The following is an 8,041-nucleotide window of genomic DNA, read 5'->3' on the forward strand; positions in this document are numbered from 1 at the left end:
GTCGCGGACGGGGACCGAGGTGTGGCCGTCGGCGACCTCAAGGCATTCGCCGTTGGCTCCATCGCTGTAGCTGGACTTGCGCCAGCCGGTCAGGGGCGTGCCGTCAGTGCTGGTGGGTTGGGTGCTGCGCATGTTCGTGTTCCTCTGCGATGGCCCGGACCAGCGCCACCGACTTCCGCAGTGGGGCGGCGTCGCCCAGGGCGAGACTGTAGGAGTTGTGACAGGCCGAGACCAGCGCCGGATCGTCCATCAGGTACCCGGTGCGATGCCCCTCGACGTAGGCCACGGGGGCCGCGTCCGCGAAGGACAGCAGGTAGAGCATGCCTCCCATGAGAGCGTGTGCGCCTGCCGCGAGGGTCAGCACATGCAGCCGCAGGCGACCGGCATCGGCCATGTCCGCGATTTTATGCAGCTGTTCCGCCATCACCGACGGCCCGCCGACGCACCGCCTGAGTGCGGCCTCGTCGAGCAGCGTCCACGCTACGGGCGAGGACGGCTGGTCGAGCAACTTGCCCCGTTGGGCGCGGCTGACGATCAACTCGTCAAGCTCCTCCGCGCGGTAGTTCGGGCGATACGCCTCGAACACCGCACGGGAGTACGCCTTCGTCTGGAGCAGCCCCGGGATGAGAGCGGCCCCGTACTGACGGATCTCGGTGGCCTCGCGCTCCAACTCGGCCACCATTGTGAAGTAGTGGGCAAACGGTGTGTCCAGATCCTCCAGCCACCGCGCGAAGAACCCGTCCGTGCCCAGCGCGATATCGAGCCGCTGCGCGTCCTTCGGGCTCGGCAGCCGTCGCCCCGCCTCGTAGTGGCTGATGAGTGTGGGCGAGCAGACGATCAACTCGCCCAGCGCCTCCTGGGTCAGCCCGGCGGCCAGCCGTCGTAACCGCAGCTCCTCGCCGTACTTCTCCCGGGGTGTACGTGGCTTTCGTTTCGTTCCCATGCGGTTCCGTTCTCCCGGTCTTGACCGACGCGCTGTCATCCCCGACCCTCTGGCAGCGTAGCGACGAACGACCCCACTCTGTGATGGGTTCACTACGGAAAGAAGTGGCCGACCTCGCACGAAGAGCCCCCGCGACCGACGCGACCGGTCCGGGGGTGCGGCCATCCCGAGAAAGCAGGCTGACATGACGCACGCTATCGCCCGGCTGTTGGAGCCGGTGCTGTGTTTGCCGACCCCGGACCGGTACCGGCACCGGCAGCACCGGTGGCAACCACTGGACACACCTGTGCATGGCTGTCCCGTTCCCCAGGATCACGCCGACGGGTCGACCGTCCATCGGGTCGGCGAGCGTCCCCCGCACGATGAGGACGGCCCGCTGGTGCGGCCGTACTTCGTGGCGCACGAGGCGCACGAACGACAGGAGGCCGAGGCGCGTGCCGCCAAGGCTCGGCGACGGCGGGGCATCCGTCGCGGGGGATTCCTGGTCATCGCGCACGGTGCGGGCCTGCGGCCCCGGCCCGGACACGGAAGCGAGGCTGCCGTATGAGCGCGACCGTTCAGCAAACCGGGACTCCCGCGATGCGGTTGCTGCCGTGGACGGGAGAGGGCGGCAAACCCTGTTACCTCGTCGTGGGCGACGGCACCGGCGTTGTGTCGCAGATGGCTGACGACATGGAGGATCTCCAGCTCGACATGGCCGACGAACTGCTCGGCCATGCTGTCGATCTGCTGGCCGACCGCCGGGCCACGGAACCACAGATCCGCTTTCTGACCGACCGGCTCACCGAGTCGCTACGACAGGTCGTACGTGTCGCGGAGAGCCGGGGGTTGCGGCTCGGCGCGATCTCGTCGCTTCGCGCCGGCCCCGTTTCGGAGCGATGCGAACCGGAGCGGCACGAACCGGAGCGGCACGAACCGGGGCGGCGCGATCCTGAGCGCGGGGAACCGGATGTCGAAGTTCCGTGAATCCGCCACCGGCTTGACGGGCTCCCGTGCCGTCACGAAACCTGTTGAGGCAGCTCGGAGCAGACCTAGCGGCGGACCTTTCGACAGCACGGGGGCCTCCGGGGGGCCATTCCCAGGCCGCGCACCACCCAGTTCGAGGCGTTCGGCACGAACATCGCCTACGCCCGCACGATGGTGGATGCCGACCGGTATGTGGCGCCGTTCCAGCCCGGCCACGTCGCCAACTCGGCCTGGCCAATGGGCCGTTGAAGGGCAAGATCAAGGACCCGAGGGCCGGCCGGGCCAGTGCGCGTGAAGCCGCACTGAAGCCGGGCGCGCTCGCGCGGGATCCGGCGAGGGCGCGCGCTATCGGCCGAGTGGGCCGTCCGTCTCGGCGAGTGCCTTGATGCCGTTGAGCGTGCTCTCCATCCCGGCCCTCAGTTCCGCCACCCGGAACTCGATGATCTCCTCCTCCTGTTCCGGCCGCTGCGCGATGACCTCGGTGACCCCGCTGCGCCCCGGGCCCATGCGGACCGTCTGCCGCAGCCGGGTGCCGGTGGGTTCGGCCGCCAGCTCGTAGCGCCAGAACGCGGCGCACCGGGCCGGATCGAGCGTGGCCTCGCCGAACCTGCCGTCCGGGTCCGTGACGGCCCAGGCGAACGCCCGTTGTTCGTCCGCCTCCATCACGTGGGAGACGGTGCGCCACTCGCCGAGCAGCCGGTGGTGGTTGAAGCCTTCGAAGCGCGCGCCCACCACGGGCCGGTCCGCTCCGTCGAGCCAGGCCACGCGCTGTAACTCCGGGCTCAGCCGGGCAGGCAGGCCGATGTCGGCAACCAGTTCCCAGACCCGGGACACCGGCGCCTCCACATGGACGACGACCTCCACACGCGGACCGTCGGTATATCTCACGTCATCCCCCTCGTATCGGATTCGCCGGCCGTCCCGTCCCTTCCCGGTCGAGCCGCGCGACAGGCCCCGGCAGGATCTTCGCGCCCGGCACGGGCCACCGCCCCGGAACTCCTCATATGTGACGCGCGTCATAGGAGGGATTGCGTGAGGAGCGCCGACCTCGTCCCTCCCTCCCCGCGTACCGGAGGGGTCCGGCACGCCCGGCCGGGCCGCCTCGCGCCGCGTCCGGCTCCGGAGGCGGGTCGTCGGCCCCGGGAGGAGGGCCGGGCCCCGAAGCCGGGAAACGCGATGTCGGCGGGGCCCGATACCGTCGAACCATGTCCACCACGCCGAACATGGCCGTCCTCGAAGGTGTGCTGGAGCGCATCACGTACGCCAACGAGGAGAACGGGTACACCGTCGCCCGCGTCGACACGGGCCGGGGCGCGGGCGATCTGCTGACGGTGGTCGGCTCGCTGCTCGGCGCTCAGGTCGGCGAGTCGCTGCGGATGGAGGGCCGTTGGGGCTCCCACTCCCAGTACGGCAAGCAGTTCGTCGTCGAGAACTACACGACCGTGCTGCCCGCCACCATCCAGGGCATCCGCCGCTACCTCGGCTCCGGCCTCATCAAGGGCATCGGCCCGGTCATGGCGGACCGGATCACCACCCACTTCGGCGTCGACACCCTCGACATCATCGAGAACGAGCCGAAGCGCCTGGTCGAGGTGCCCGGTCTCGGGCCGAAGCGGACGAAGATGATCGCCGCGGCCTGGGAGGAGCAGAAGGCGATCAAGGAGGTGATGGTCTTCCTCCAGGGGGTCGGCGTCTCCACCTCCATCGCCGTCCGCATCTACAAGAAGTACGAGGACGCGTCGATCTCCGTCGTGAAGAACCAGCCCTACCGGCTGGCCGCCGACGTCTGGGGCATCGGCTTCCTCACCGCCGACAAGATCGCCCAGGCCGTCGGCATTCCGCACGACAGTCCGGAGCGGGTCAAGGCCGGCCTCCAGTACGCGCTGTCGCAGTCCACCGACCAGGGGCACTGTTTCCTCCCGGAGGAGCGGCTGATCGCGGACGGGGTGAAGCTGCTCCAGGTCGACACGGGTCTGGTCATCGAATGCCTCGCCGAGCTCGCCGAGGACCCGGAGGGCGTCGTACGGGAGAAGGTGCCCTCGCCCGAGGGCGGCGAGCTGGTCACGGCCATCTACCTCGTGCCGTTCCACCGGGCCGAGGTCGCGCTCGCCGCCCAGGTGAGGCGGCTGCTGCGCACCCCCGAGGAGCGGATGCCGGCCTTCCGGGACGTCGACTGGGACAAGGCCCTCGCCTGGCTCGCCACCCGCACGGGGGCCGATCTGGCCCCGGAGCAGGAGGCCGCGGTACGGCTCGCGCTCAGCCGCAAGGTCGCCGTGCTGACCGGCGGGCCCGGCTGCGGCAAGTCGTTCACGGTCCGGTCCATCGTCGAACTCGCCCGCGCCAAGCGGGCCAAGGTGGTGCTGGCCGCGCCCACCGGCCGGGCGGCCAAGCGGCTCTCCGAGCTGACCGGCGCCGAGGCGTCCACCGTGCACCGGCTGCTGGAGCTGAAGCCGGGCGGCGACGCGGCGTACGACCGGGACCGTCCGCTGGACGCCGATCTCGTCGTCGTCGACGAGGCGTCGATGCTCGATTTGCTGCTGGCCAACAAGTTGCTGAAGGCGGTGGCACCCGGTGCCCACCTGCTGCTGGTCGGGGACGTCGACCAGCTGCCGTCGGTCGGCGCGGGGGAGGTGCTGCGCGATCTGCTCGCCGACGGCAGCCCCGTACCGGCGGTCCGGCTGACCACGATCTTCCGCCAGGCCCAGCAGTCCGGGGTCGTCACCAACGCGCACCGCATCAACTCCGGGGTACCGCCCCTCACCCAGGGCCTCAAGGACTTCTTCCTCTTCGTGGAGGACGAGACGGAGGACGCGGGCAAGCTCGCGGTGGACGTCGCCGCCCGCCGTATTCCGGCCAAGTTCGGGCTGGACGCGCGGCGTGACGTCCAAGTCCTCGCCCCGATGCACCGCGGCCCGGCCGGTGCGGGCGTGCTCAACGGGCTCCTCCAGCAGGCCGTCACCCCGGGCCGCCCCGACCTGCCCGAGAAGCGGTTCGGCGGGCGGGTCTTCCGGGTCGGCGACAAGGTCACCCAGATTCGCAACAACTACGACAAGGGGGAGAACGGCGTCTTCAACGGCACGGTCGGCGTCGTCACCGCCCTCGACCCGGACGAACAGAAGCTGACCGTCCGTACGGACGAGGACGAGACGATCGACTACGACTTCGACGAGCTGGACGAACTCGCCCACGCCTACGCCATGACGATCCATCGCTCCCAGGGCAGCGAGTACCCCGCCGTCGTCATCCCGGTGACGAAGAGCGCCTGGATGATGCTCCAGCGCAACCTCCTCTACACCGCCGTGACCAGGGCCAAGAAGCTTGTCGTCCTGGTCGGCTCACGGCAGGCGATCGGGCAGGCGGTCCGCACGGTTTCCGCGGGGAGGCGCTGTACGGCGCTGGATTACCGGCTGGCCGGAGGCTTGGACGGAGGATCCGCGGAAAAAATGATCGATCAAATCGGTGGGAAACATCACGCGGCCCTTCCGGAACCGGAACGGAGGGGGCAGGATGAGTAAGCTCGCGGCACTCAGTGCCGCGAGTAGGTCCAATGGACGACCCCGAGTGCACTCTCCTGAGCCAAATGGGGGAGGGTGGAGAGACAGTCAGGGAACCTCGAAGAAGCACTACGTCGGTGAGGGATCACGTGAGCGACAACTCTGTAGTACTGCGGTACGGCGACGGCGAGTACACCTACCCGGTGATCGACAGCACCGTCGGCGACAAGGGCTTCGACATCGGGAAGCTCCGGGCCCAAACCGGTCTGGTGACGCTGGACAGCGGATACGGCAACACTGCCGCCTATAAATCCGCCATCACCTACCTCGACGGTGAGCAGGGCATTCTGCGCTACCGCGGCTACCCCATCGAGCAGCTCGCCGAGCGCTCGACGTTCCTTGAGGTCGCATACACCCTCATCAACGGTGAGCTTCCGAAGGTCGACGAGCTGTCGACCTTCAAGAACGAGATCACCCAGCACACGCTGCTGCACGAGGACGTCAAGCGGTTCTTCGACGGTTTCCCGCGCGACGCCCACCCGATGGCCATGCTGTCCTCGGTCGTCAGCGCCCTGTCCACGTTCTACCAGGACAGCCACAACCCGTTCGACGAGGAGCAGCGCCACCTCTCGACGATCCGGCTGCTGGCCAAGCTCCCGACGATCGCCGCGTACGCCTACAAGAAGTCGATCGGCCACCCCTTCGTCTACCCGCGCAACGACCTCGGGTACGTCGAGAACTTCCTGCGCATGACCTTCTCGGTCCCGGCCCAGGAGTACGAGCTGGACCCGGTCGTCGTCTCCGCGCTCGACAAGCTGCTCATCCTGCACGCGGACCACGAGCAGAACTGTTCGACCTCCACCGTCCGCCTGGTCGGCTCCTCGCAGGCGAACATGTTCGCCTCGATCTCCGCCGGTATCTCGGCGCTCTGGGGCCCGCTGCATGGTGGCGCCAACCAGTCGGTGCTGGAGATGCTCGAAGGCATCCAGGCCAACGGCGGCGATGTCGACTCCTTCATCAACAAGGTGAAGAACAAGGAGGACGGCGTCCGGCTGATGGGCTTCGGCCACCGCGTCTACAAGTCCTTCGACCCGCGCGCCAAGATCATCAAGGCCGCGGCGCACGACGTGCTGTCCGCACTCGGCAAGTCCGACGAGCTGCTCGACATCGCGCTGAAGCTGGAGGAGCACGCGCTCTCCGACGAGTACTTCGTCTCGCGCAACCTCTACCCCAACGTGGACTTCTACACCGGTCTGATCTACCGGGCCATGGGCTTCCCGACCGAGATGTTCACCGTGCTCTTCGCGCTCGGCCGCCTCCCCGGCTGGATCGCCCAGTGGCACGAGATGATCAAGGAGCCGGGTTCCCGCATCGGCCGCCCGCGCCAGATCTACACCGGCGAGGTCCTGCGCGACTTCGTCCCGGTCGAGGGCCGCTGAGTCACCGCACCACGCGGGGCCGCGCGCGAGCGGGGTCACGCACCACGCAGGGCCGGACACGACGCCGAGCCATGCACCACGGGGCCGTCCGGCCCCTCGCACCACCCGGCCGTCCGGCCGGTGATCTTCGCCCCGTGTACCGCGCTTTCGCACAGAGCGCGGTGTCCGGGGCGATTCGCGTGCCGGACAGAGAGAAGCGCCTCGCCATCGATCCCCCCACGGGCCGACAGCGAGGCGCTTCCCATGTCCCGGAGCGGATTCCCCCCACGGGATCCGGCCGGGCGTCTGTGGGAGCCGAAGCTCCTCGGTGTTTCCTCTACTTGCTGAGATGCGCGCTCTTCACTTGTACTTCCGGTGCGATCTGCCGGGGTACGTACGCACGGGAGGGCCGCTCAAAGCTCCCCGGTGCACGTGCCCCGGCCAACGCTTGCCCGAAGCGTCCCCCAAGACGCTTCGCGGACGTCCCCCAAGACGTCCTTGGCATCGCCCTCTTAGACTCGCGAACCCACCGGATGGTTACCCTGAAACCAGTGTGATCTAAGTCTCTTTGTGGAAGTTACGTGAAGGCGCGCAATCGCAGGCTGTTCGTCACGACGAAGACCGATGAGAGCGCCATCGCCGCTCCGGCAATCATAGGGTTGAGCAGGCCAAATGCCGCAAGGGGGAGGGCGATAACGTTATAGCCGAATGCCCAGAGGAGGTTGCCCCTGATGGTGGTCAGGGTGCGTCGCGAGAGCCTGATTGCATCGGCCGCCACCTTGAGATCTCCACGAACGAGCGTGAGATCGCTCGCCGCGATCGCGGCGTCCGTGCCGGTGCCCATGGCCAGCCCGAGGTCGGCGGTGGCCAGGGCCGCCGCGTCGTTCACACCGTCGCCGACCATGGCGACGGAACGCCCATCGGCCCGGAGCCGCTCGATGGCCCGGACCTTCTCCTCGGGCAGGACCTCGGCATGGACCTCGTCGATGCCGACGGCGCGGGCCACGGCGTCCGCCGAGGCGCGGTTGTCCCCGGTCAGCAGAACCGGTAGCAGGCCGAGCGCACGAAGCTCGGCGACGGCTGCCGGGCTGGTGTCCTTGACCGCGTCGGCGACTTCCAGGACTCCTCGTGCCTCGCCGTCCCAGGCGACGGTGATGGCGGTTCGTCCGGCGGTTTCCGCCTCGGTCTTGCGGTGGGCGAGGTCGGTGGGGAGGTGGATC

8 protein-coding genes are annotated in these 8,041 nt (G+C 68.7%); 4 read left to right on the plus strand and 4 right to left on the minus strand.

The features are described from left to right. Positions 1 to 132 (minus strand): DUF397 domain-containing protein (locus ACFC79_RS22895; RefSeq protein WP_376242911.1); only part of this gene is annotated, 132 nt, incomplete at its 3' end. Further along, entirely contained in the window at positions 104 to 943 is an 840-nt protein-coding gene (locus ACFC79_RS22900; protein ID WP_376242885.1) for a Scr1 family TA system antitoxin-like transcriptional regulator, read from the minus strand. The genes ACFC79_RS22895 and ACFC79_RS22900, both read right to left, overlap by 29 nt. Before the next feature lie 184 nt (positions 944 to 1,127). Between ACFC79_RS22900 and ACFC79_RS22905 the strand changes: the two genes are divergently transcribed. Together ACFC79_RS22905 and ACFC79_RS22910 are read left to right on the plus strand one after the other, a co-directional pair. Continuing rightward, positions 1,128 to 1,490 carry a hypothetical protein gene (locus ACFC79_RS22905; RefSeq protein WP_376242887.1) on the plus strand — a complete coding sequence of 121 codons (363 nt, stop codon included), beginning with the start codon at positions 1,128 to 1,130 and terminating at the stop codon, positions 1,488 to 1,490. Positions 1,491 to 1,573: 83 nt separating this feature from the next. Then, the gene (locus ACFC79_RS22910; RefSeq protein WP_376242889.1) at positions 1,574 to 1,909 is read left to right on the plus strand and encodes a hypothetical protein; all 336 of its coding nucleotides are present in this window, start codon (positions 1,574 to 1,576) and stop codon (positions 1,907 to 1,909) included. 345 nt (positions 1,910 to 2,254) lie between these two features. Here the strand turns inward: ACFC79_RS22910 and ACFC79_RS22915 are convergent, their stop codons facing one another. Then, a complete protein-coding gene (locus ACFC79_RS22915; RefSeq protein WP_376242891.1) occupies positions 2,255 to 2,797 on the minus strand; it encodes an SRPBCC family protein in 543 nt (180 codons plus the stop codon). A 317-nt stretch (positions 2,798 to 3,114) separates the two neighbouring features. Here ACFC79_RS22915 and ACFC79_RS22920 point away from each other — a divergent pair, with 317 nt between their 5' ends. Both ACFC79_RS22920 and ACFC79_RS22925 read left to right on the plus strand, forming a co-directional pair. After that, positions 3,115 to 5,424: an ATP-dependent RecD-like DNA helicase gene (locus ACFC79_RS22920; protein ID WP_376242893.1), complete on the plus strand. Its 2,310-nt coding sequence runs from the start codon at positions 3,115 to 3,117 to the stop codon at positions 5,422 to 5,424. Between the two features lie 128 nt (positions 5,425 to 5,552). After that, positions 5,553 to 6,842 (plus strand): citrate synthase, encoded by a 1,290-nt coding sequence (locus ACFC79_RS22925; protein WP_376242895.1) that lies wholly within the window; start codon positions 5,553 to 5,555, stop codon positions 6,840 to 6,842. 556 nt (positions 6,843 to 7,398) lie between these two features. On the opposite strand, the gene ACFC79_RS22930 is transcribed toward ACFC79_RS22925, so the two are convergent. Then, the coding region (locus tag ACFC79_RS22930; RefSeq protein ID WP_376242897.1) for an HAD-IC family P-type ATPase at positions 7,399 to 8,041 on the minus strand (643 nt) is incomplete at its 5' end.

The organism is Streptomyces sp. NPDC056061 (assembly GCF_042266885.1).
Lineage (GTDB): Bacteria > Actinomycetota > Actinomycetes > Streptomycetales > Streptomycetaceae > Streptomyces.

Coding starts and splice junctions, on each gene's coding strand:
- ACFC79_RS22920 (WP_376242893.1), top strand. CDS start 3,115: ATGTCCACCACGCCGAACATGGCCGTCCTCGAAGGTGTGCTGGAGCGC.
- ACFC79_RS22905 (WP_376242887.1), top strand. CDS start 1,128: ATGACGCACGCTATCGCCCGGCTGTTGGAGCCGGTGCTGTGTTTGCCG.
- ACFC79_RS22900 (WP_376242885.1), bottom strand. CDS start 943: ATGGGAACGAAACGAAAGCCACGTACACCCCGGGAGAAGTACGGCGAG.